The organism is Ewingella allii, assembly GCF_044430645.1.
GTDB lineage: Bacteria > Pseudomonadota > Gammaproteobacteria > Enterobacterales > Enterobacteriaceae > Ewingella > Ewingella allii.
This window is the reverse complement of sequence record NZ_JAWUDN010000002.1, coordinates 225,939-248,655: the sequence shown is the minus strand read 5'-3', so window position 1 is coordinate 248,655 and position 22,717 is coordinate 225,939. Positions and strand designations below refer to the sequence as shown.

General features: G+C 54.1%; 22 protein-coding genes and 1 other annotated feature. Of the genes, 17 read left to right on the top strand and 5 right to left on the bottom strand.

Features of this window, described 5'->3' with window-relative positions:
* Positions 1-11: 11 nt before the first annotated feature.
* A complete protein-coding gene (locus SBO83_RS07875) occupies positions 12-1,202 on the bottom strand; it encodes an efflux RND transporter periplasmic adaptor subunit (protein WP_353503048.1) in 1,191 nt (396 codons plus the stop codon).
* 141 nt (positions 1,203-1,343) lie between these two features.
* On the opposite strand from SBO83_RS07875, the gene acrR reads away from it, so the two are divergent.
* On the top strand, positions 1,344-1,991 hold the full coding sequence (acrR, locus tag SBO83_RS07870) for a multidrug efflux transporter transcriptional repressor AcrR (protein WP_396131097.1): 648 nt from the start codon (positions 1,344-1,346) through the stop codon (positions 1,989-1,991).
* A 134-nt stretch (positions 1,992-2,125) separates the two neighbouring features.
* Positions 2,126-5,527, top strand: coding sequence for a mechanosensitive channel MscK (gene mscK, locus SBO83_RS07865; protein WP_396131095.1), 3,402 nt, complete (start codon positions 2,126-2,128; stop codon positions 5,525-5,527).
* 66 nt (positions 5,528-5,593) lie between these two features.
* Here the strand turns inward: mscK and rsmS are convergent, their stop codons facing one another.
* Together rsmS and priC are read right to left on the bottom strand one after the other, a co-directional pair.
* Positions 5,594-5,767 carry a pleiotropic regulatory protein RsmS gene (rsmS, locus tag SBO83_RS07860; protein WP_072009902.1) on the bottom strand — a complete coding sequence of 58 codons (174 nt, stop codon included), beginning with the start codon at positions 5,765-5,767 and terminating at the stop codon, positions 5,594-5,596.
* A 221-nt stretch (positions 5,768-5,988) separates the two neighbouring features.
* Positions 5,989-6,525 carry a primosomal replication protein gene (gene priC, locus SBO83_RS07855; protein WP_353503045.1) on the bottom strand — a complete coding sequence of 179 codons (537 nt, stop codon included), beginning with the start codon at positions 6,523-6,525 and terminating at the stop codon, positions 5,989-5,991.
* Between the two features lie 141 nt (positions 6,526-6,666).
* Here priC and SBO83_RS07850 point away from each other — a divergent pair, with 141 nt between their 5' ends.
* The 6 genes from SBO83_RS07850 to htpG all read left to right on the top strand — a co-directional run bounded on the left by SBO83_RS07850 (position 6,667) and on the right by htpG (position 12,842).
* Positions 6,667-7,044: a DUF454 family protein gene (locus SBO83_RS07850; protein ID WP_353503044.1), complete on the top strand. Its 378-nt coding sequence runs from the start codon at positions 6,667-6,669 to the stop codon at positions 7,042-7,044.
* Positions 7,045-7,215: 171 nt separating this feature from the next.
* A complete protein-coding gene (gene apt / locus SBO83_RS07845) occupies positions 7,216-7,767 on the top strand; it encodes an adenine phosphoribosyltransferase (protein ID WP_353503043.1) in 552 nt (183 codons plus the stop codon).
* A gap of 75 nt (positions 7,768-7,842) precedes the next feature.
* A complete protein-coding gene (gene dnaX, locus SBO83_RS07840; protein ID WP_396131094.1) occupies positions 7,843-9,798 on the top strand; it encodes a DNA polymerase III subunit gamma/tau in 1,956 nt (651 codons plus the stop codon).
* Positions 9,125-9,189, top strand: a sequence feature (DnaX frameshifting element). (Overlaps the previous gene by 65 nt.)
* Positions 9,799-9,839: 41 nt before the next feature.
* A complete protein-coding gene (locus SBO83_RS07835; protein WP_353503041.1) occupies positions 9,840-10,169 on the top strand; it encodes a YbaB/EbfC family nucleoid-associated protein in 330 nt (109 codons plus the stop codon).
* On the top strand, positions 10,169-10,774 hold the full coding sequence (gene recR / locus SBO83_RS07830) for a recombination mediator RecR (RefSeq protein WP_353503040.1): 606 nt from the start codon (positions 10,169-10,171) through the stop codon (positions 10,772-10,774). The genes SBO83_RS07835 and recR overlap by 1 nt, the downstream gene beginning before the upstream one ends.
* 199 nt (positions 10,775-10,973) lie before the next feature.
* Positions 10,974-12,842, top strand: a complete 1,869-nt coding sequence (htpG, locus tag SBO83_RS07825; protein ID WP_396131227.1) for a molecular chaperone HtpG — start codon at positions 10,974-10,976, stop codon at positions 12,840-12,842.
* A gap of 72 nt (positions 12,843-12,914) precedes the next feature.
* On the opposite strand, the gene SBO83_RS07820 is transcribed toward htpG, so the two are convergent.
* Entirely contained in the window at positions 12,915-13,787 is an 873-nt protein-coding gene (locus SBO83_RS07820) for a LysR substrate-binding domain-containing protein (RefSeq protein WP_396131092.1), read from the bottom strand.
* A 264-nt stretch (positions 13,788-14,051) separates the two neighbouring features.
* On the opposite strand from SBO83_RS07820, the gene SBO83_RS07815 reads away from it, so the two are divergent.
* The 7 genes from SBO83_RS07815 (at position 14,052) to SBO83_RS07785 (ending at position 20,186) form a co-directional block, all read left to right on the top strand.
* Complete coding sequence (locus SBO83_RS07815) at positions 14,052-14,723, top strand: hypothetical protein (protein WP_396131091.1); 672 nt, start codon at positions 14,052-14,054, stop codon at positions 14,721-14,723.
* A 14-nt stretch (positions 14,724-14,737) separates the two neighbouring features.
* Positions 14,738-15,136, top strand: coding sequence for an NUDIX hydrolase (locus SBO83_RS07810; RefSeq protein ID WP_100937457.1), 399 nt, complete (start codon positions 14,738-14,740; stop codon positions 15,134-15,136).
* Entirely contained in the window at positions 15,136-16,017 is an 882-nt protein-coding gene (locus SBO83_RS07805) for a DUF6024 family protein (RefSeq protein ID WP_396131090.1), read from the top strand. The genes SBO83_RS07810 and SBO83_RS07805 overlap by 1 nt, the downstream gene beginning before the upstream one ends.
* Positions 16,014-16,898, top strand: coding sequence for an EamA family transporter (locus SBO83_RS07800; protein ID WP_396131089.1), 885 nt, complete (start codon positions 16,014-16,016; stop codon positions 16,896-16,898). The genes SBO83_RS07805 and SBO83_RS07800 overlap by 4 nt, the downstream gene beginning before the upstream one ends.
* A gap of 103 nt (positions 16,899-17,001) precedes the next feature.
* Positions 17,002-17,646 carry an adenylate kinase gene (adk, locus tag SBO83_RS07795; RefSeq protein WP_353503037.1) on the top strand — a complete coding sequence of 215 codons (645 nt, stop codon included), beginning with the start codon at positions 17,002-17,004 and terminating at the stop codon, positions 17,644-17,646.
* A 231-nt stretch (positions 17,647-17,877) separates the two neighbouring features.
* Entirely contained in the window at positions 17,878-18,840 is a 963-nt protein-coding gene (gene hemH / locus SBO83_RS07790) for a ferrochelatase (RefSeq protein WP_396131088.1), read from the top strand.
* Between the two features lie 26 nt (positions 18,841-18,866).
* Positions 18,867-20,186 (top strand): inosine/guanosine kinase, encoded by a 1,320-nt coding sequence (locus SBO83_RS07785; protein WP_396131087.1) that lies wholly within the window; start codon positions 18,867-18,869, stop codon positions 20,184-20,186.
* A gap of 61 nt (positions 20,187-20,247) precedes the next feature.
* On the opposite strand, the gene SBO83_RS07780 is transcribed toward SBO83_RS07785, so the two are convergent.
* Complete coding sequence (locus SBO83_RS07780; protein WP_396131086.1) at positions 20,248-21,024, bottom strand: SDR family oxidoreductase; 777 nt, start codon at positions 21,022-21,024, stop codon at positions 20,248-20,250.
* A gap of 200 nt (positions 21,025-21,224) precedes the next feature.
* Here SBO83_RS07780 and SBO83_RS07775 point away from each other — a divergent pair, with 200 nt between their 5' ends.
* Positions 21,225-22,151, top strand: coding sequence for a LysR substrate-binding domain-containing protein (locus tag SBO83_RS07775; protein ID WP_396131085.1), 927 nt, complete (start codon positions 21,225-21,227; stop codon positions 22,149-22,151).
* 186 nt (positions 22,152-22,337) lie between these two features.
* A complete protein-coding gene (locus tag SBO83_RS07770) occupies positions 22,338-22,682 on the top strand; it encodes a carboxymuconolactone decarboxylase family protein (protein ID WP_396131084.1) in 345 nt (114 codons plus the stop codon).
* The last annotated feature ends 35 nt before the right edge of the window (positions 22,683-22,717 follow it).

Here is a 22,717-nt window from a genome sequence, read left to right as displayed (position 1 = left end):
ACCGGCTCCTATTAAGACTTCGGCGCTGTATCAGATGCAGCCTGTTTCTTAGCGTCTGCGTTTTGATCGACTTCCTGCGCATTAACCTGCACGCCTGGTTTGATTTTCTGTAGTCCGGTCACGATAACTTTGTCACCAGATTTCAGGCCATCGGTTACAACCCATTTGTCGCCGATCGCTTGCGTAGTGGTCACAGTGCGGAGTTCAACTTTATTGTCTGCACCAACAACCATGGCGGTTGCGTCACCGCGCGGGTTACGGGTGATCCCTTGCTGTGGAACCAATAATGCGTTGTTGTTAACACCTTCATCCAGACGGGCGCGAACGAACATACCAGGCAGCAATGCGTCATCTGGGTTCGGGAACACGGCACGTAAGGTAATGGAACCGGTGGTTTCATCAACGGTAACATCAGAGAATTCCAATGTACCCGCTTGCTTATATTCACTACCGTTATCTAACAGCAGCTTAACTTGCGCTTTGCCATTAGCTTGCTTCAGAGAGCCGTCGGCCAGTTCCTGTTTCAGACGCAGGAAGTCATTGCTCGATTGGGTTACGTCGACATAGATAGGGTCGAGCTGTTGCACCGTCGCCAATGCATCAGCCTGGCCGTTGGTCACCAGAGCGCCTTCGGTTACAGCAGATTTACCAATACGACCTGAAATCGGGGAGGTAACTTTGGTGTAAGCAAGATTGATACGCGCAGATTCAACGGCGGCTTTCGCTGCAACTACTGCCGCATCGGCCTGTGCTGCGTTAGAGAAAGCGGTGTCGTAATCTTGTTTACTGACGTAGTTGGTGCCTAACAGTGGCTTATAACGATTAACCGTAACGCGAGCAACTTGAGCACTAGCTTGAGCTTTAACTAAATCGCCTTTCGCACTGTCGTAAGCAGCCTGATAAGTCGCAGGATCAATTTGATACAAGGACATGCCAGCTTTAATGTCACTGCCTTCCACGAAGTTGCGCTTCAGGATAATGCCGGTGACTTGGGGACGAACTTCTGCAATGCGGAAGGAGGCTGTACGACCAGGAAGCTCGGTGGTCACATTCATGGCTTCAGTTTTCAGTGTTACGACACCGACTTCTGGAGCTTTTGGCGCGCCTTGTTGAGCTTCTTTATCATTACATCCTGTAAGTGCTAAGCTTCCGGAAAGCATCAGAACTACCGCCAGAGGCGTTAACCCTCTGTTTCTGTTCATAAATAAACCTCAAGTGTCCGATTTCAATTTGTCCAATGGATCACAAGCTTTAAAACCCATTGCTGCGCTTTTAATATGTGCGTGCTATGTTACATACATTCCCGAATGTATGTAAATCAAACGCCCCCAAAAGCTGACGCCATGGCACGAAAAACCAAATTACAGGCCCTTGAGACTCGACAACAGATTTTAGATGCTGCTGTTCAGGAGTTCTCTGCCCGTGGCGTTGCCTCAACTTCGCTGACTGATATTGCCAATGCCGCCGGCGTCACTAGGGGCGCAATCTACTGGCATTTCAAGAATAAGGTTGAATTGTTTAATGGGGTCTGGGAAGAGTGTGAGTCCCAGATGCACTTACTCGAATTAGAGTATCAGACAAAGTTTCCCAATAATCCACTGCGGGTTTTGCGCGAGATACTGATTTATTTCTTACGTGCCACAGTAAACAATCCCCGTCGTAGGGCTTTGATGGAGATAATATTTCACAAATGTGAATTTGTTGGGGAGATGACGTCAGTTCATGAAGCGCGCAAGGCGCTATATCTTGAAGGCTACGGCAAGATAGAACGTATTCTTCAGAAATGCATTGATGCCGAGGAATTACCGAAGAATTTACACCCGCGTCAGGCGGCTATTATTCTTCGCGCTTATATCACTGGATTAATGGAGAACTGGCTGTTCGTCCCCGAAAGCTTTGATTTAGAAGGGCAGGCGGCCCAACTGATTGATACCTATATTGAAATGCTAAGGTTCTGCCCGAGCCTGCTCCTGCCAAAAACCGCGCCTTAATCCGTCCCCTTCATTCTGTGAGTTTTTTGTCATTTTGTGACGTATTCTGACACGCTTTTCCGACTTCATAACTCTGTGTCACCTGTTAGTGTAGTGTTAATATCAACCTCTCTTTCTCGACACAATGTGCATCCATGTTTAAGCGATCCTCCGCGTTGCCATACTCGTCTTCATATTATCTATATCCGCTGACTTTTTTGCGTGGCCTGACTTTGACATTACTGGTGTCGTTGGCGCTTTCCTTTATTACATGCGCTAATGCGGCAGTTAATAATGATCTGCCTACTCGTTCTGAAGTGCAGAACCAATTTGATGCGCTGAATAAGCAAAAAAGCCTGACGCCGGTCGAGAAACTTTCACAGCAGGATTTAGTCCATACCCTTGAGTATTTAGACGCCCTCGAGCGCGTGAAGCAGGATACGGCGCAGCTGCGCCAACAGGTGGCTGATGCCCCGGTCAAATTGCGCAACGCGGCAGATGGCCTGGATAAGCTGAAAAACGGGAATAACGACGGTGTGACCAAAGACTCGCTGGCGACACTCTCTCTGCGCCAGTTAGAAAATCGCCTGAATGATACGCTCGACGATCTGCAATCCTCGCAGGAGGATTTGTCCACTTTCAACACCCAGCTTATCTCATTGCAAACCCAGCCCGAGCGGGTTCAGGGCGCGATGTACAACTACTCGCTGGCTATCCAGAAAGTGCGCAACCAGCTAAACGGCATGGCGCCGGGGCAGCAGGATCTGCGCGCCACCCAGCAGACCATGTTGGTGACAGAGCAAGCCTTGCTCAACGCGCAGATTGATTACCAGCGCAAAAGTCTGGAAGCCAACACCACGCTGCAAGATTTACTGCAAAAGCAGCGCGATTTCACCAATGCGCACATCGGCCAGCTGGAGCGCGTGGCGCAAATGCTGCAAGAGGTGGTGAATGGCAAACGCCTGACGCTTTCCGAGCGCACCGCCAAAGAGGCGCAAACGCCGGATGACACCTCCAATATTCAAAATGACCCGCTGGTGGCCCAAGAGTTGGGGATTAACCGCACCCTGAGCCAGCGACTGATTGCCGCCACCGAAGAGGGTAACCAGCTGGTTCAAAAGAACATTACGGTCAAAAACTGGCTCGATCGCTCTTCGCAGGCCGAGCACGACCTGAAAGAGCAGATCAGCGTGCTGAAGGGCAGCCTGCTGCTGTCGCGCATTCTTTATCAGCAGCAGCAAAATACCATTCCGCCGACTGGCCTGATGACCGACATGAGCGCCAAGATTGCCGATTTGCGCCTCGAGCAGTTCACCATCAACCAGCAGCGCGACGCGTTATTTCAGGGCGATAGCTACATTCAGGGCGTGGTGGACAGCAGCAAAGAGAAGATTAACGACGACATTAGCGACGCGCTGGATCAGATTGTCGACATGCGCCGCGAGCTGCTGGACCAGTTGAATAAGCAGTTGGGAAATCAGCTCTCGCTGGCGATCAATCTGCAAATTAACCAGCAGCAGTTGCTGAGTATCAATGAGTCCTTAACCCAGACGCTGACCCAACAGATCTTCTGGGTGAGCAGTAACAAGCCGATGAACTGGGACTTCATCAAAACCCTGCCGAGCGAGGTCAAAAGCCAACTTAGCGAGCTGCGAATCAAGATGCCGCTGGGCGAGCTGATGATAGGAGGTCTACATTCGTTGCCGGTCAATGTGCCGTTGCTGGTGGTGATTCTGGTGCTGTTGCTGCGTCGCCGCGCGTTGCAAAGGCATCTCGACAAGCTCAATAGCGACGTCGGCCAGCTCAAGCGCGACACCCAGCTGCACACGCCGCGCGCCCTGATGATCATCATGTTGAGCACTCTGCCGGGCGTGTTGCTGACCCTCGGCATCGGCTATTGGTTCTCGCAGTGCGATATCGAACTCAGCGATTTCCTCTGGGCGCTGTCCCAGCGTCTGGCGGTCTTCATGCTGGTGATGGGCTTCTGCTTCCGCCTGCTAAAACCCAATGGCGTCAGCGAACGCCATTTCAACACCTCGGCAACCCAATGCGCCCATTACCGGCGCTCGGTGGTGCGGCTGGCGCTGGTTATGCTGCCGCTGATCTTCTGGTCGGTGCGCGGCGAGAAAGCCCCGCTGGGGCTGGTGGATGACATCATTGGTCAGGTGGTGATCCTCTTGACCTTAATCGCGCTGGCCGTGCTGGTGTTCCCAATTTTCCGCGACAGCTGGCGGGAGAAGAACACCCACAGCGTGCGGCTGGTGATTGTGGCGGCCATTGCGATTGCGCCGCTGTTGCTGGTCGGGCTAATGGTCGCGGGCTACTTCTATACTACGCTGCGCCTTGCCGGGCGCTGGATAGACAGCTTCTATTTACTGATTTTGTGGAATATTACCTATCTCAGCGCGCTGCGTGGTTTGAGCGTCGCCGCGCGCCGTCTGGCTTATCGCCGTGCGCTGGCGCGCCGTCAAAGCATTAATGCCAAAGAGGGGGCGGAAGGGAGTGAGCCGGTTGAGGAGGCGCCGCTGGGTTTAGACCAAATTAACCAGCAATCGCTGCGTTTGACCACCATGGTGCTGTTCTTTATTTTCGCCAGCGTGTTCTACTGGATTTGGTCCGATTTACTCACCGTTATCTCCTATCTCGACAGCATTTCGCTGTGGCACTACTCCAGTAATGTCGCGGGCAGCGTGGTGCAGCAGACGGTCACTCTCGGCAATCTGTTACTGGCCTTTGTGGCGGTGATTGTGGCCTATGTGCTGACTCGCAACCTGCCGGGCCTGCTGGAAGTGGTGGTGCTGTCGCGGCTACAGCTGCGACAGGGCACCTCCTACGCCATCACCACCATCATGACTTACTCGATTACGGTGATCGGTACGGTGACGGCGCTCGGCTCGCTCGGCGTCTCTTGGGATAAACTCCAGTGGCTAGTCGCGGCGCTGTCAGTGGGCTTAGGCTTTGGTTTACAAGAGATTTTTGCCAACTTCGTTTCAGGTTTGATCATCCTGTTCGAACGCCCGGTGCGTATCGGCGACACGGTAACCATTGGCACTTTCTCGGGCACGGTGAGCCGAATTCGTATTCGCGCCACCACTATTATCGACTTTGACCGCAAAGAAGTGATCATCCCGAACAAAGCCTTTGTGACCGAAAGGCTGATCAACTGGTCGCTGTCCGACACCGTCACGCGCATCATCATTAAAGTCGGCGTGGCCTATGGCTCGGATCTGGATAAAGTGAAAGAGATCCTGCTGCAAGCCGCCCATGAAAGCTCACGCGTCATGAGCGATCCGGCGCCGCTTGTCTACTTCCTTAACTTTGGTGCCAGCACCTTAGATCACGAATTACGGGTTTATGTGCGTGAACTAGGGGATCGCAGCCACACGGTGGACGAACTCAACCGCACCATCGACAGGCTGTGCCGCGAAAACGATATCAACATCGCCTTCAACCAGTTGGAAGTGTATCTACACGATAAAAACGGGGGAGAAGAGGTGCAGGAAGTGAAACGGGAACTGCGTCAGCCGGGGGAACCTTTGCCGCCAGAGGCGGTGTAAGTCCTGTTTTTACAGGGAATGTGCTGAAGACATTCCCTGTTTCTTCCAGTCAGTCTCTGACCGAAATTACAAATAACTCACAGACAGCGTATTCAAGCTGCCTTTAAGCTTTTCCTGATAATCGCGTTTGACGATCTCAAGCGCGGCGAGCGCGGTTTCAGGTGCAATTTCATTGCACTCAAGTAAGTAGATCAAATCAACAGCGAGTTGTAGCTCGGGTGGCGCATTTTCGACAGACATGGGAGCCAACGTTCAGTGTAGTGTGCGATGTAAATAAAGATCCGTTTTTGTTCAAATGACAGTTTTCAACGGATCCGAAGTCAGCCTGAAGCAGGTAAGGAGTGGCTCAGTTAAGCAGCAGCCAGGACCTTTTAGGAAATTTAATCACTCAGGCATGGAAACTGATTATAGATAATAAATGTCTCCGCCTGCCTGCAGTTTTCAAAAAATGTGATAAACATTCAAAAACCTTTTTCCTGCCTTTCAATTTGCCGCTCGATTTTGGCTAACGCCTGCCTGCATCTCATCAATCGACCTTCCAGCGCTGCCAGTTCCTTCTGCACTCTTTGCTGGTCGCTGAAAGTGGCAAGCTGCCCAAGGGTGCTCTCACGGTCTTCAATCATGGCGATTAAACGGCGCTCAAACTGCTGGGTTTCTGCCAGCCGGGTGTAGTTGTCGTGGCTTTTACGCTCTGGCGTTTGGTGAGTCTTGCGCAGACCCTGGGTTGCCAGTTCGCGCTGCAAGGCTGTAATTTGGGAAATCAGCCGCTCGGCGACAAAAGCCACCTGCGCCTGACGCTTCTCCGCCACCACCTGATGCAGCTGGCCAAGATTGACCCGCACTTCAGCCAGATAGTCGCGCAGTCGGGTGCCTTTGGTGGCGAACAGCGTCACGTCGAAACGCGCCTGCTGGGCCGAAACGTGGCCGACAGGTTCAATTTCTTGCGCGAGCGCCTCTATTTGTTGGCTCAGGGCGTGCAATATTTGTTCAGTGCTCACTGGGGTTCTCCGCGTTGGACCTGATTAGCTTACCCTGAAGCTCACCAGATACAAGGCACGCGGTGTTTGGCAGCGGCTGGGCAGTTGTTTACACTGGCGGCATAGCGATATCGATAACATAGACAAGTCGACAAGGATTGTATGAAACGTGTTTTGTTGATCATTCTGGGGTGGGTATGCGTGGTGCTGGCGACGCTGGGCGTAGTGCTGCCTTTATTACCTACCACGCCGTTTCTGCTGCTGGCGGCATGGTGCTTTGCCCGCTCGTCGCCGCGTTTTCACTATTGGCTGCTATATCGCTCGTGGTTTGGCAGTTACCTGCGCCACTGGCAGGAACATCGCGCCTTGCCGCCCGGCGCAAAAGGCAAAGCCGTGCTGGTGATCCTCATTACGTTTGCCATCTCTCTCTATTTTGTCCCGCTGTGGTGGGTGCGTGTTTTACTGCTTTGCATCATGTTCGGACTGCTTATCATGATGTGGCGCTTACCAGTGGTTGACCTAAAGCAACAAAAAAGGTGATCATGTCCGGCTGCGGGTTGCTTTTTAAAGCGGCTTTGCATAGATTTGGGCATCTCGCGCACCCTCATGCGCGCCAATTTCCTTCCTTAAACAGCCAAACACTTTTGTAAGGCATGAGCCATTTACTGGTTCGCGTTTAAGTATGAACAGCAGTTTTATCAGGCACTTATTATGACAGCTACCGCACAGCAGCTAGAGTTTATCAAAAACAGCATTAAATCCATTCAAGACTACCCGAAACCGGGCATTCTGTTCCGCGACGTCACCAGCCTGCTGGAAGACCCGGCAGCCTATGCCGCCAGCATTCAACTGCTGGCCGACCGTTATCGTGACTCCGGCGTCACCAAAGTGGTGGGTACCGAAGCGCGTGGTTTCTTGTTTGGTGCTCCGGTGGCCTTGGCTCTGGGTGTGGGTTTTGTGCCTGTGCGTAAACCGGGCAAATTGCCACGCGAAACCCTGAGCGAAAGCTATGAGTTGGAATACGGCACTGACAGTCTGGAAATCCACACTGACTCTATCAATGCCGGTGAGAAGATCCTGGTTATTGATGACCTGCTGGCAACCGGCGGCACCATCGAAGCCACCGTGAAGCTGATCCGCCGTTTGGGGGGGGAAGTGACTGACGCAGCATTCATCATTAATCTGTTCGATCTCGGCGGTGCAGAGCGCCTGAGCAAGATGAATATCAACTGCTACAGCCTGGTCGACTTCCCAGGCCATTGATTGACACAAGCCTCGCCTGCTCAGGCGAGGCTGTGATAGCATGACCCTCCCGACCACTCGACTTCTCCGGTATTAATGAGCTATCAGGTTCTGGCCCGTAAGTGGCGCCCTCAAACTTTCGCCGACGTCGTCGGACAGGAACATGTGCTGACCGCGCTGGCCAACGGCCTGTCGCTCGGACGCATCCATCACGCTTATCTGTTTTCCGGCACCCGCGGTGTGGGGAAGACCACCATTGCGCGCCTGTTAGCGAAAGGGCTGAACTGTGAAACCGGTATTACTTCTACGCCGTGCGGCGTGTGTGATAACTGCCGTGAAATCGAACAGGGCCGTTTTGTTGATCTGATTGAAATCGACGCCGCGTCCCGTACCAAAGTAGAAGATACCCGCGAACTGCTGGACAACGTGCAATATGCGCCAGCGCGCGGTCGCTTCAAAGTTTACCTGATTGACGAAGTCCACATGCTCTCGCGTCACAGCTTCAATGCGCTGTTGAAAACGCTGGAAGAGCCGCCTTCGCACGTCAAATTCTTGCTGGCTACTACTGATCCACAGAAGTTGCCGGTGACTATTCTCTCCCGCTGCCTGCAGTTCCACCTGAAGGCGCTGGATGTCGAACAAATTCGCAAGCAGCTCGACGTGGTGCTGACCGCCGAGCAGATCAGCAGCGAGCCGCGCGCTCTGCAACTGCTGGCTCGCGCGGCCGACGGCAGTATGCGCGACGGCCTAAGCCTGACCGACCAAGCCATCGCCATGGGGCAGGGCGCAGTAACCACCGAAACCGTGTCGCAGATGCTGGGGACGCTGGATGACGAGCAGCCGCTGGCCGTGCTTGAAGCCCTGGTGAGCGCCGACGGCGCGCAGATGATGGCGCAGGTGGAGCATGCTGCTTCTCGCGGCGTTGACTGGGAAAACCTGCTGGTGGAAACGCTGGCGTTGCTGCATCGCATCGCTATGGTACAGCTGTTACCCACGGTGCTCGACAACCATTACGCCGCCATTGAGCAACGCCTGCGCGAGCTGGCGCGGGTTATCCCGCCTGCCGATGTGCAGCTTTATTACCAAACGTTGCTGATTGGCCGCAAAGAACTGGCCTACGCGCCGGACAAGCGCATGGGCGTCGAGATGACCCTGCTGCGCGCCTTGGCTTTCCACCCAAAAGTGGTGATTGCTGAACCTGTAGTCCAGCAGTCGGTAGCCCCAGCAGCCACTGTGCCAGCGCCTTCTGCTGCGCCAGAAGCTCAGCCGCAAAGCAGAACTTCTCAGCAAGAAACACCGCCGCCGCAAGGCGCGCCGCAGCCGGGTATCTCAGATACCACGGCGCAACTGTTACAGGCCCGAACACAACTACTCAGGCAGCAGGGGAATACCACCCCAAAAAAAGCTGAGCCGGCAGCGCCAGGAAAAGCGCGGCCGGCAAACTCAGCCCTGGAGCGTTTAGCTTCGGTGACTGAGCGTGTGCAAACGCAGGCCAGCGCCAGAAAAGAGAAAGAACCTGAGCAGCCCGTAAAAGAAGAAGCTTATCGCTGGAAAGCCCTGAACGAGCCGGAAGAGGCACCCGAGCCGGTGGCGACGCCCAAGGCGCTGCGCACCGCGCTGGAGCATGAGAAGTCGCCGGAACTGGCCGCGCGTCTGGCGGTCGAAGCCACTGAGCGCGACGGCTGGGCGGCTGAAATCAACCAGATGGTGATGCCAAAACTGGTGCAGCAACTGGCCCTGAACGCGTGGTGTGAAAAGGTTGAAGCCGGGAAAATCACCCTGCATCTGCGCTCTTCGCAGCGCCACTTGAATTCCCCTTCGGCACAAAAAGTGCTGACGGAAGCACTATCGACACTCCATCAGACGCCGGTTGAACTCACCGTGCTAGAAGATGATAATCTGGCGGTCAAAACGCCTCTGGAGTGGCGACAAGCCATATATGAAGAGAAGCTGGCGCAGGCGCGCCAGTCGATTATTGCGGATAACAATATTCAAACTCTGCGCCGTTTCTTCGACGCCGAGCTTGATGAAGAGAGTATTCGCCCTGTTTAAACGCCGCAAATCCCCGCGGCCCGACGCAAAGAGAGATGATTATGTTTGGAAAAGGCGGCATTGGTAACCTGATGAAACAGGCCCAGCAAATGCAGGAAAAAATGCAGCAGGTACAGGCAGAAATCGCCCAGTTAGAAGTGACCGGCGAATCTGGCGCGGGCATGGTTAAAGTCACCATTAACGGCGCGCACAACTGCCGTCGTGTGGAAATCGACCCAAGCCTGCTGGAAGACGACAAAGACATGCTGGAAGACCTGATCGCGGCGGCTTTCAACGATGCGGCGCGTCGCATTGAAGAAACTCAGAAAGAGAAAATGGCTTCTGTATCCGGCGGCATGCAATTGCCACCAGGCTTTAAGATGCCATTCTGATGCAAACCAGCCCACTCCTTGAATCATTAATGGAGGCGTTGCGCTGCCTGCCGGGCGTTGGCCCGAAATCGGCGCAGCGCATGGCATTCCAACTGTTGCAGCGCGATCGCAGCGGTGGAATGCGGCTGGCGCAGTCGTTAACGCGTGCGATGTCTGAAATCGGCCACTGCGCTGATTGCCGCACTTTCACCGAGCAGGATATCTGCACCATTTGCGCCAACCCACGGCGCAAAGAAAACGGTCAGATTTGCGTGGTTGAAAGCCCGGCTGACATCCATGCTATAGAACAAACCGGTCAGTTTTCCGGTCGCTATTTTGTCCTGATGGGCCACCTGTCTCCGATGGACGGCATTGGCCCGGATGACATCGGTTTGGATCGTTTAGAGCATCGTCTGGAAAGCGAAAGCATGAAAGAGGTGATTCTGGCGACCAACCCGACGGTCGAAGGTGAGGCGACGGCGAACTACATCGCCGAAATGTGCGGCCAGTACGGCGTGCTGGCGAGCCGCATCGCCCACGGCGTGCCGATGGGCGGTGAGCTGGAGATGGTGGATGGCACCACGCTGTCGCACTCTCTGGCAGGGCGTGCACCTTTCAAGTTCTGACCTGTTAATTCCCGCCACGCGCGCGATTTCACGCGTGGCGGTTCAGTTTTAAGCCAAACGTTCTCTTTTCCCTTGAATTATCCTCCTGATAACCCCATCTACTCCTCAGCGTTTTATTTTGGCCAATGTGCCGCCTGTAAGGCTGGGCTTGCCAGCATAATGACAATTCAAATAGCGTAACTGAGGTAATTTGATGAGTATGAAAGGACAAGAAACCCGCGGCTTCCAGTCTGAAGTTAAGCAGCTGCTGCATCTGATGATCCACTCCTTATATTCCAACAAAGAGATTTTCCTGCGTGAGCTGATCTCCAACGCCTCAGATGCCGCCGACAAACTGCGTTTCCGCGCGCTCTCCAAGCCTGAACTTTATGAGGGTGATGGCGAACTGCACGTACGTCTGGCGTTCGATAAAGAAAAACGTACCCTGACCCTGAGCGACAACGGCATCGGGATGACCCGTGACGAAGTGATCGACAACCTCGGCACTATCGCTAAATCAGGTACTAAAGCCTTCCTGCAATCCGTCGGTTCCGAGCAGGCGAAAGACAGCCAGCTGATCGGCCAGTTCGGCGTAGGTTTCTACTCCGCGTTTATCGTGGCGGACAAAGTGACCGTGCGCACCCGCGCTGCTGGCGCGAGCAAAGATGAGGGCGTGTTCTGGGAATCTGCTGGTGAAGGCGAGTACACCCTGGCGGATATAGAGAAAGCCGATCGCGGCACCGAAATCACTCTGCACCTGCGCGAAGATCAGGACGAGTTCCTCGACGATTGGCGCGTGCGCTCGATTATCAGCAAATACTCTGACCATATCGCCTTGCCGGTTGAAGTTGAAACCCGCAATGAAGAAGATGACACCGTCACCTGGGAGCAAATCAACAAGGCGCAGGCCCTGTGGACCCGCGGTAAATCGGAAGTCACCGACGAAGAGTACACCGAATTCTACAAACACATCTCCCATGACTTCAGCGATCCGCTGAGCTGGAGCCACAACCGTGTTGAAGGTAAGCAGGAGTACACCAGCCTGCTGTATATCCCTTCACAAGCCCCTTGGGATATGTGGAACCGCGACCACAAGCACGGCCTGAAGCTGTACGTGCAGCGCGTGTTCATTATGGACGAAGCCGAGCAGTTCATGCCGAACTACCTGCGTTTCGTGCGTGGTCTGATAGATTCCAACGACCTGCCGTTGAACGTCTCGCGTGAAATCCTGCAAGACAGCCGCATCACCCAGAACCTGCGTAGCGCGCTGACCAAACGCGTATTGCAGATGCTGGAGAAACTGGCGAAAGACGACAACGAGAAGTACCTGCAATTCTGGCAACAGTTCGGTCTGGTGCTGAAAGAAGGCCCGGCAGAAGATGGCGCGAACAAAGAAGCCATTGCCAAACTGCTGCGCTTCGCCAGCACCCGCAACGACAGCTCCAGCCAGACTCTCTCTCTGGAAGAGTACGTTGCCAAGATGGTGGAAGGTCAGGACAAAATTTACTACATCACCGCCGACAGCTATGCCGCCGCGAAGAGCAGCCCGCACCTTGAGCTGTTCCGCAAGAAAGGCATCGAAGTTCTGCTGCTGTCCGATCGTATCGACGAGTGGATGATGAGCTATCTGACTGAGTTTGATGGCAAAGTCTTCCAATCCGTGAGCAAGGCCGACGACACGTTGGACAAGCTGGCTGACGAAGAGAGCGAAGAGCAGAAAGAAGCTGAGAAGGCGCTGGAGCCGTTCGTTGAGCGCGTGAAAACCCTGCTGGGCGACCGTGTGAAAGAAGTGCGTCTGACCCACCGTCTGACTGATACGCCAGCGATTGTCACTACCGGCGCTGATGAAATGACTACCCAGATGGCGAAGCTGTTCGCCGCTGCCGGTCAGGAAGCGCCAGAAGTGAAATACATCTTCGAGCTGAACCCTGACCACGCGCTGGTAAAACGTGCTTCCGACGTGGTCGACGACGCGCAGTTTAGCGAGTGGGTTGAACTGCTGCTGGATCAGGCGCTGTTTGCCGAGCGCGGCACGCTGGAAGATCCAAACCTGTTTATCCGCCGTATGAACCAACTGCTGCAAGCATAAGGTTCAGATGCTCATAAAAAGCCCTGTCATCGCGACGGGGCTTTTTTTTGCTCTTAAAAGCAGGACAACGGCTTAGCCTCCGCTGGCTTCTTCCAGCAACCAGCCGCGAAATGCAGTGATCTCCGGCTCATGGCTGCGATCGCTTTTCACCAGCATATAGGTGGCGCGATCCACCTCGGCGAAGCCCAGCGGCGCGATCACCGTACCATCCTGTAGCTCCTTCTTCACTAGAATCTGCGGCGTCATGATGATCCCCAGCCCGTTTTTTGCCGCCTGAATCGCCAGCGTCAGGTTATCGAAATGCTTGCCCGCAATAAAATCGCCTTTGGCATTGGTTTTCTTAGCCCACTCCTGCCAGGCATTAATTTTGGTGTCGGCGTGCAGCAATGGCAGGGTGGAGAAGTCCGTCTGATAAGTAAAATGGTGGCGGAAATTTGGCGAACAGACCGGGCCGATATAATCGACGGTGATCAGCGTTGATTCAATATCGCTGGTCAGCTGGTTCTCATTACTCTTAATTAGAATATCTGTCCGCTGTTCATGGACTTGCTGAACATCGGTATGCGTTTGGAAAGTCAGGACAATATTTTCATGACGTTCCGAAAAGCGGCTAATCCGCGGAATAAGCCACTGGGCTAAAAAACTTGGCGCGCAGGAGATAATTAAATTATTTTCCTGCCGGGCTTTAATTTCACGGCAGGTATTTTCTATTTCGACAAATACCTGATCGCAGCATTTTTTTAATTTCTCACCGTCGCGGGTTAAATAGACCCGGCCCGCCGCGCGTTTAAATAATGGCGTGCCCAGCCAGCCCTCTAAATTCTTAATTTGATGACTCACTGCGCTGTGAGTCACGTTCAGCGATTCCGCCGCCAGACTGAAGCTTTCAAAGGTCGCAGCCTGCTTGAAATAGTGCAGGGCGCGCAGGGAAGGCAGGTTTGCCATATCAACACCTTGTTAGAAAAATTCAACTCAACTGTCTGTTTATATCATTTTCTTGTGCCGAAAAAACCCATTAGTCTCAACCTCGTTCCGAAGCACATCTCTCTAACAGGCGCTGTAATTCTACTGAAGATAATTCAGTAAGTGCGCCAGTCTGCGCCTTGCGCGCTGGTTAAGTCTGTATAAAAAATAAGGATGACTATGAACAACTCACTTTCTGGTACAACGACTTCCACAGCAAATACGACTCCACGAACGCAGTTAGTTATGTTCACAGGTGGCCGCGATAGCACGCTGGCCGCATGTTATTTAATGTTACAGGGTATCCCTGTGCATCTTTACTCTGCCAACAGCGGTTGCTCCCTGCACCGCGGCATTCTCGCCCACCGTGTGGAAGAGCTGCGTAATCGCTTTGGCGATTTAGTGGTCGAACACACCGTCGAGGATATCAGCGGGACTTTCCGCTCCATCGCCATTGAAAATATCGAAAGCGATATTTTGCGTCATCGTAAAAATCTGGTGTTACTCGGCGAGAAATTAGCGATTCACGCCCATTTAGTGGATTTCTGCCGCCGCAACGATATTAGCGTGATTAACGACGGTATTACCCACTACCAGCAAGAATTCCCCGAGCAGCGTCTGGTCGCCAAAGAGTTTTTGGTCAACCTGATGAATGAATACGACATTCAATATCATTCGCCAATTTATGAATTCGCTCAATCTTCTGACGACGTGAAATATCGCCTGCTGCAATTAGGTATTTCCACTAAATCGCTGGAAGGGGTGAGTATTTTCGGTGACAGCTTCTCGACGCCGAATGACGAAACCATTCTGGCTTATCTGAATGAGAAAACGCCGCTGGCGCGCAACATCATTAAATTCCTCTCCGGTGAAACCCTGAGTCTGGGGTTAAAAACGGCGACTCACGCTGCGGCGTAATGAAGGATAACCCGATGAAAACTATCGTCAAATGTTCGGCAGTGATCATCCGTGACCGCGCGTTATTACTAACGCGCAAGCGCGGAACCGACATTTTCATTTCTCCCGGCGGCAAGCCGTTGACGGGGGAAGACCACATCAGCTGTTTACGCCGCGAGTTAAAAGAAGAGCTCAACGTCGATACGGCCAAAATCACGCCGCTGGGCTTATTCCACGGCGTGGCGGAGTTCGAAAAAGTGGCGATTGAAAATCATGTCTATCAGGTGGAAGTGGTGGGGCAACCCGTCGCTAGCGCGGAGATCGCGGAAATCGCCTGGGTGAATTACCGCAAGCCGCCTTGCGAAGTGGGAGTGGGATCCGTGTTTCGCGACAACGTCCTGCCGTTACTGTACCAGCGTGAGTTGATCGACTGATGGACCCTTCATCTCTCTCTCCCGCCTTGCAGCAACAGCACGGTGATCACTATTACAGGGAAGTAAACCGGCTGCGGGAAGTGCTGCGCGACAAGCTGACGACGGTCTATCGTCTTGGCGATTATGACATTTTTCTGGTGCAGTCGGTGCGTGTGGGCTTAGCCATGCTCTCCCACTTGCTGCATAAACATAATATGTCGCTGAATCTGGCCGCCCATCGCCACTATCAGCCGATTGAACTGCTGTTCTCCAAACCCGCGCCGATTGACGCGCCGGGGCAAAACAGCGGCGTCAACATGGTCACGCACGTTAACCCTTATACCGGGGCCATTAACGATCTTGATGGTTTGAATCATAAAACCGTGGTCGACGGTTCGCACAGTTTCGCCACCGGTCTGCATGATGAGTTGGTGAATAACAGCTCGATTTTCCTCGCGCCGCTGCATAAACACGCGTCGGTGGCCGTGGGTCTGACGCTGATTGCCGTGCGCCCTGAGCACTATAGCTGTTTGTTCCGCAGCGAGCTGCGCCTGTACGAAGGATCAACCGTCTCTCAGCGGCCATTGCAGGAGGCCATTGCCGCGATGGAGACCCCGGATTGGCAGCCTTACAACGTTGCCAGCGTCGAGAAAATCGACCTGCCGCTGGCTAATGGCCTACGCCTGACCTCGCTCAGCGCATCTGGCCTGCCTTTCGCCTGCTTCCCCGTGGCGACGCTGTCTGAAGACCAGCTGCGTAAGGTCAAACAGATCAACGGCAGCTATTTCGAGCACACCCATACTTTGCGTATTTCCCGCTGGGCGCGGGGCAATCGCTTTCAGCAAGTGGATAGCACCGGCAGTGTTATCGACGATTTAGCCCGACTTTGGAGTCAAAAATGAGTAAATCTACCCCGGTTAACGGCAACCTGATCGGTATTCTCGGCGGCATAATTCTGAGTACCGATTCCGTGTTTATCCGACTCATGAGTATCGATAACTCATGGATGATCGTGATGCTGCGCGGCCTGTTTATGTGGGGGCTGGTGGTGCTGGTTTACCTGCTGTGGCCGAAGAGCCGCTCGGTGCTCGGCGTGCCGTGGATCACCCGTCAAAACGCGTTGTCGACGCTGTTTTTCTGTATCGCGTCGGCCTGCTTCGTTAATGCGTTAAATCGCGGCAGCATCGCCACCGTGCTGGTGATCATCTCCTCGACGCCGTTTGTTTCCGCGATCATTTCGCGCCTGTTCTTTGGCACCAAAATTGATAAATCGCTGCTGATGGCGGCTATCGCGGGCATGCTCGGCGTGGCAATCGTCATGACCGGCCGCGCGACGGGCTATGACCCGCTGGCCAACTACTTCGCGCTGGCGACGGCGGTGTCTATGGCGCTAGCCTTTATCTTTGCTTCAAAAGTGGAAAACGGCACCGTGGGCTTGCCTTCAATCGGCGGCGTGCTGGCCTCGGTTTGCGTGGTGGGCTTCACCGGCGGCGGCGTGCTGCACGCTGTTCCGCTGCTCAGCGGTTCGCAGTGGCTGTGGCTGTTCATCGAAGGCGCGGTGATTATGCCGCTGGCGATGGGGCTGATTTCTCTCTCCACGCGCTTTGTTTCTCCGGTTAACGCCGGACTATTTTTACTGCTCGAAACCGCCCTCGCGCCGCTTTGGATCTTCCTGTTTCTTAATGAGGCCCCAACGCTGCAAGCCGTTGTTGGTGGGTGCATTATTGTGCTGGCCGTTATCTCCCAGACCTTGCGAATTAAACGCCAGGAGGCGCTGGCTTAACCTTGATTGCGCGCAGCCTGTTCCTTGAGGAAGGGCGAGCAGAATGATATGGTTGGTCGTTTTGTACGTTTTAATAAAAATTACATGCAAGGGGATTTACGCAATGCGTATCATTCTGCTGGGCGCTCCGGGCGCTGGTAAAGGAACTCAAGCGCAATTCATCATGGAGAAATATGGCATTCCGCAGATTTCTACCGGTGACATGTTGCGCGCAGCTGTTAAAGCTGGAAGTGAGCTCGGCAAGAAAGCAAAAGAAATCATGGATGCCGGTAAACTGGTGACCGACGAATTAGTGATTGCACTGGTTAAAGAACGCATTCAGCAGGAAGACTGCCGCAATGGTTTCTTGCTCGACGGCTTCCCACGCACCATCCCTCAGGCTGATGCCATGAAAGACGCTGGGATCAAAGTGGACTACGTGCTGGAATTCGACGTACCTGACGAACTGATCGTTGATCGCATCGTAGGTCGCCGCGTTCATCCAGGCTCAGGCCGCGTTTATCACATCAAATTCAATCCGCCAAAAGTGGAAAACAAAGATGATGTGACCGGCGAAGAGTTGATCACCCGTAAGGACGATCAGGAAGAAACCGTGCGTAAGCGCCTGGTTGAATATCACGATCTGACCGAGCCATTGGTGTCTTACTACAGCAAAGAAGCTGAAGCGGGCAACACTCAATACGTTCGTATCGACGGTACTCAGAAAGTGGACGAAGTGCGCCAAGAGCTGGCTTCTATCCTCGGTTAATGTCGTTGTCGTAAATAATAGAAGCAACAAAAGCGACTCCGGTCGCTTTTGTTATTTCTGTTTCCCGCACTTTTATTCATCAAATGAATGGTATTGATTACTTCTGCCATTAGCTGTTATCGGTTCCGCTCCCCGTCTTTTTGGTTACAATGTGCAAAGTTAAGTCGAAGCCCGCATTTTTGGCTTCCAGTCACCCAGGCTCAAGAGCCGTAATAATTTAGGAAATTCAGCATGATGCAGACGAAATTCGGTGTGTTACTGGTCAATCTCGGTACGCCCGAAGCACCAACGCCGCAGGCCGTAAAAAAGTATCTGGCTGAGTTTTTAGGTGATCCACGGGTTGTTGATACTAATCGTTTGATTTGGCTGCCGATCCTTTACGGCGTAATTTTGCCGCTGCGATCTCCTCGCGTCTCAAAACTGTATAAGGGCGTGTGGATGGAAGAGGGTTCGCCGCTGATGGTGTTTAGCCGCCGCCAGCAAAAAGCGCTGGCCGAGCGCCTGCCGGGCACTCCGGTTGAACTGGCGATGAGCTACGGCAAGCCAAGCATGGAAGATGCCATCGACAAACTGCTGGAGCAGGGCGTCACCAAAATGGTGGTGTTGCCTCTGTATCCGCAATATTCCTGCTCCACCAGCGCCGCGGTGTTTGACGGCGTAGCGCGCGTGTTAAAAGAGAAGCGCCGCCTGCCGTCACTGAGCTTTATTCGCGACTACGCCGAGCATCCGGCCTATATTTCCGCGCTGAAAACCACCGTTTTGCGCTCCTTCGCCGAGCACGGCGAACCAGATCGCCTGATGCTCTCCTTCCACGGTATTCCGAAGCGCTTTGTGGCCTTGGGCGACGATTATGAACAGCGTTGCCGCGACACCACTCAGGCGCTGACTCAGGCACTGGGCCTGCCGACCGGCAAAATTATGCTGACCTTCCAATCGCGCTTTGGCCGTGAGCCTTGGCTGACGCCTTACACCGACGAAACGCTGAAAGGCCTGCCGGCGCAGGGCGTGAAGAACATTCAGATCATGTGTCCGGGCTTTGCCTCAGACTGTCTGGAGACGCTGGAAGAGATTAAAGAAGAGAACCGTGAGATCTTTATGCACGCAGGCGGCGAGCAATTCCATTATATTGACGCCCTTAACGATCAGCCTGAGCATATCGATCTGCTTCAGCAGTTAGTGACTCAACATTTTTAACGTTTTTTGATCCACAGAGAGCATCAATGAAATTTCCTGGTAAACGTAAGTCTAAACACTATTTCCCTGTCAGCGCGCGCGATCCTTTACTGCGTGATTCAATGTTGCAGAGCATGATGCCTGACAGCGAAGTAGGGGCTTCTTATATCGTCGGTATCGATCAGACGATGGTAGATATTGAAGCGCGTGTAGACGAAGACTTCGTTACCCGTTATGGCCTGAAGGCCGGCGAGTCCAGCGTTATCGACGATGCGACCGCCGAGGCGTTGTATCAGGAATTAATGAGTCAGGCGCTGATCACCCATCAGTTTGCCGGTGGCACCATCGGCAACACTTTGCACAACTACTCGGTGCTGGCCGATGACCGCTCAGTGCTGCTCGGCGTGATGTGCAGCCACGTGCAGATTGGCAGCTACGCCTATCGCTACCTGTGCAACACCTCGAGCCGCGTGGATCTGAACTATCTGCAAGGCGTTGATGGCGCCATTGGTCGCTGCTTTACCCTGATCAGCGACAGCGGCGAGCGTACCTTTGCGATTAGCCCTGGGCATATGAACAATTTGCGTCAGGAAAGCGTGCCGGAAGACGTGATTGCCGGGGCTTCGGCGCTGGTGCTGACTTCCTACCTGTTGCGCAGTAGCGAAGGCGAACCTATGCCAGAAGCCACGATGCAGGCTATCGCTTATGCCAAGAAGTATCAGGTGCCAGTGGTGCTGACCTTGGGCACTCAGTTTGTGATTGCTGAAAACCCGCAGGCGTGGCGCGACTTCATCGCTGAAAATGTCTCTATTTTGGCGATGAACGAAGATGAAGGTTTTGCGCTAACGGGCTTGAAAGACCCGCTGATGGCGGCCGATAAGGCGCTGGAGTGGGTGGATCTGGTGCTCTGCACGGCGGGCCCGAACGGCCTGTTTATGGCCAGCTACACCGAAGAAGAGTACAAGCGCGCGACGAATCACCCGCTGTTGCCGGGTGCCATTGCCGAGTTCAACCAGTATGAATTCAGCCGCGCCATGCGCCGCGACAGCTGCCAGAACCCGCTGAAAATCTACTCCCACATCGCGCCATACATGGGGGGGCCGGAGAAGATCATGAACACCAACGGTGCCGGAGATGGCGCGCTGTCAGCCCTGCTGCACGACATCGCCGCCAACGGTTTCCACCGCACCAGCGTGCCCAACTCCAGCAAGCACGTCCGCGACTATCTGACCTACTCTTCACTGTCTCAGGTCTGTAAATACGCCAACCGCGTAAGCTATCAGGTCCTCAACCAGCACTCCCCGCGCCTGACGCGTGGCCTGCCGGAGCGCGAAGATAGCCTCGAGGAGTCGTACTGGGAGCGTTGATGCTAGGGCGTCAATAAGCAGACAAAAAACGCGGCGCTCGCCGCGTTTTTGCTTTTAAACCTTAAGCGTTACGTCCCGCCATCACGCCGCCGTCGATGTCCCAGATGGCGCCGGTAACCCACGTCGTTTTATCAGACAGCAAGAAAGCCACGGTGTCGGCGATGTCACGCGGCGTGCCGACGCGGCCGATTGGGTGGAAGCTGTCGAAGCTGTTCATTACGCCGCCCACGTCCTCTTTCGGAATAAAGCCTTCATAGATCGGCGTGTGAACCACGGCTGGCGAGACGGCATTCACGCGGATGCCGCTCTGACCCAGCTCCAGTGCCAGATTTTTGGTCAGGGCGTGCAGGCCCGCTTTTGCCATGGAATAGGCCGAGGATGGCGTCGCGCCGATGGCCTGCTGCGCCCACATGGAGCCGATATTCACAATTGAGCCTTTGATACCCGCCGCCACCATGTTTCTTGCCACGTCGCGAGTGATGAAGAAGGTCGCACGGTTGATGTTCATATACATGTCATAGTCGGCTTCTTCGTTTTCGACGAAGGCTTTCGGGAAGAACACCCCTGCGGCATTGACTAACAGGCTGATATCACGATGGTCGCGGTTAATTTCCGCCATCACGTGCTTCATACCGGCTTCTTTCATCAGGTCGGCGACGATAATCGACACTGAGCCAAGGGATGACAGGGCTTGGCGCGCTTCTTCTGCTTTGGCCTGACGATTGCCCACCAGCACCACGCTGCCGCTGTTTTCTAACACAATGCGCGCCGTTTCCAGACCCATGCCGCTGGTGCCGCCGACGACTAAGAGTTTTTTACCTGCAAATGATGCTGACATATTGACCTCGAATTCTTATTTATCAATCAATTATTAACAAGGCATCTGTCAGATTCAGCTGCCCGGCGATGAACCCAGATTGCCACGGGGCGAGCAGGCTGACGAATCAGAAGATATTGCCTGATGACAAAGAAAATCTATGTCGTTAGCCGTTTTCTGGGCTAGGATGAAGGCATAACTAATCAGCAGGTGATTTTGCGATGCGCTCCTTAAATAGACTTAAATGGCTACACGCCTTTGAAGCGGCGGCCCGACACGGCAGCTTTACCGGGGCGGCGGAAGAGCTGGGCGTGACGCCCGCGGCGGTTGGGCAGCTGGTGCGTTCGCTCGAGGAGTGGGTAGGGCATCCGCTGCTGACTCGTACGCGTTCTGGCAAAAAGCGGCTGATGGTAGTAGCTGAGGCGCAAGACGCGCTGAAAGAGATCACCGACGGGTTGGATAAGCTCGAAAGCGGCCTGAAGAAGTTGCGCGGTCGCCGCGCGCGCTCGGTGATTGTGGTTACCGCGTCGCAGGTGCTGGTGATGAACTGGCTGATGTCGCGCCTGAACCTGTTTGCAGAACACCGTGAGGATATCGACCTACGCCTCGACGTCTCGGATAAGCATATCGATTTGGCTCACGGCGAGGCGGATATCGGCATTCGCTGCGGACCGGGCAACTGGCCGGGGCTGCACGCGACCTGGATCATGGATGAAGAGGCGGTGGTGGTTTGCAGCCCGCTGATTTTAAAAGCCGGGCAAGAAGCCGACTGCGATTGGCTGAATAAACAGAAGCTTATCTACGATGACACCCCGCATCCCGGTGCCAATATGCCGTCGTGGAGTGGCGTGCTGGACATCATCGGCTATGGCCATGTGAGCCAGAACAGCCTGCATATCAACTCTACCTCGGCGGTGATTCTGGCGGCGCTCGGCGGGCGTGGCGTGGCTATCGTGCGCCGCGCGCTGGTGCAGCAATCCATTGATAGCGGCCAGCTGATTCAGCTCTACCCATCATTTAAATGGCCACTGACGTGGTCCTATTACATGGTGCGGTCGGAGCATGCGCTGAGTCGCCCCGAAGTGCAGATTTTCCACGACTGGATGCTGGAATATCAGCACTCACTCAGCTCAAACACCCCCGCCTAACTCTCTCTTCAGAGGATAGCCAAGCCACGGCTGGCTATCCTCTGCTTTCAGCTTTTTCAGCAAGATAGTTTTTCTTTGCCATAAGGCAAGTTTATCTCATTTGTTTAACACTCTTAACATTTCAATAATGCCTGCGACGAAAGGGACGTGATGGGTCACGTCGCCTGATTGAAGAAGAGATTGTCTATGTTGCTGAACTGGAATGAACATCGCGATGAGCTGCTGGGTAAAGTGAATGATTTCGCCAAGCTGGCGCCGGAATTTATGCGCGGGCTGGTCAAGATGGATGCGGGCGCTTCTGCCACCGGTCATTTGGACCCGAAAATCCATGAGCTGATTGCGTTAGCGGTGGCGGTGACCACCCGCTGCGACGGCTGTATCTCTGTTCATGTTAAAGCCGCCGCCAAACACGGCGCGACGCGCGAAGAGATTGCCGAAGCGCTGGCCGTGGCGATTTCCCTCAATACCGGCGCGGCGCTGACCTACACCGCCCACGTGCTGGACGCCTTCGACTCATTGCCAAAAGCATAATTTTTTCCGGCGCTTAGCTGCGCCGGTCTGCTCTC